The sequence below is a fragment of the Psychrobacter sp. BI730 genome (assembly GCF_013414195.1).
Lineage (GTDB): Bacteria > Pseudomonadota > Gammaproteobacteria > Pseudomonadales > Moraxellaceae > Psychrobacter.
Genome location: NZ_JAATTV010000036.1, coordinates 1 through 1154, shown reverse-complemented (window position 1 = coordinate 1154; position 1154 = coordinate 1). Strand labels below are relative to the sequence as shown.

Below are 1154 nucleotides of genomic sequence, written 5' to 3'. Positions count from 1 at the left end.
GCGAAGCGAAGACCTTTGTCCATAGCGATTGGGTGGATAAGCTCTACGCCCATCTCAACGTTATCACCAGGCATTACCATTTCAGTACCGTCTTGTAATTGGATTGCGCCAGTTACGTCAGTAGTACGGAAGTAGAACTGTGGACGATAGCCGTTTAGGAATGGTGTGTGACGACCACCCTCTTCTTTTGACAATACATATACTTCAGCGTCAAACTTGGTGTGAGGAGTGATTGAACCTGGCTTAGCTAGTACTTGGCCACGTTGTACGTCTTCACGCTTAGTACCACGTAGTAGTACGCCACAGTTTTCGCCTGCACGACCTTCGTCAAGCAGTTTACGGAACATCTCTACACCAGTACAGGTGGTTTTTTGAGTGTCACGGATACCAACGATTTCGATCTCGTCGCCAACTTTAACGATACCAGATTCAACACGGCCTGTTACTACAGTACCACGACCTGAGATTGAGAATACGTCTTCGATTGGCATTAGGAATGCTTTGTCGATGTCACGCTCTGGCTCTGGGATGTAGGTGTCTAGTACGTTTAGTAGTTCTACAACAGCTGGTTGGCCGTATTTTTCTTGTGAGCCTTTTAGGGCTTCAGTAGCAGAACCTTTAACGATAGGAGTGTCATCGCCTGGGAAGTCATAGTCGTTCAATAATTCACGAACTTCCATTTCTACTAGTTCTAACAATTCTTCGTCATCAACCATGTCACATTTGTTCATGAATACGATGATGTACGGTACGCCAACCTGACGTGAAAGCAAGATGTGCTCACGAGTCTGTGGCATTGGGCCGTCAGTTGCAGATACGACTAGGATTGCGCCGTCCATCTGGGCCGCACCAGTGATCATGTTTTTAACATAATCGGCGTGACCTGGGCAATCTACGTGAGCATAGTGACGGCTGTCTGTGTCATATTCTACGTGTGAGGTGTTGATGGTGATACCACGTGCTTTTTCTTCTGGTGCTGAGTCAATAGACGCGTAGTCTTTGGCTTCGCCACCTGAGGTGATTGCAGCTACGGTTGCGATTGCAGCGGTAAGGGTTGTTTTACCATGGTCAACGTGTCCGATTGTACCGACGTTGACGTGTGGCTTGTTACGTTCAAACTTGGCCTTTGCCATGGGTATTTCCTCTTTTTTTGG

1 protein-coding gene is annotated in these 1154 nt (G+C 47.3%); it reads right to left on the bottom strand.

Features of this window, described 5'->3' with window-relative positions; translation table 11 throughout:
* The coding region (gene tuf / locus HCZ91_RS13815) for an elongation factor Tu (RefSeq protein ID WP_160021489.1) at positions 1–1133 on the bottom strand (1133 nt) is incomplete at its 3' end.
* Positions 1134–1154: the final 21 nt, after the last annotated feature.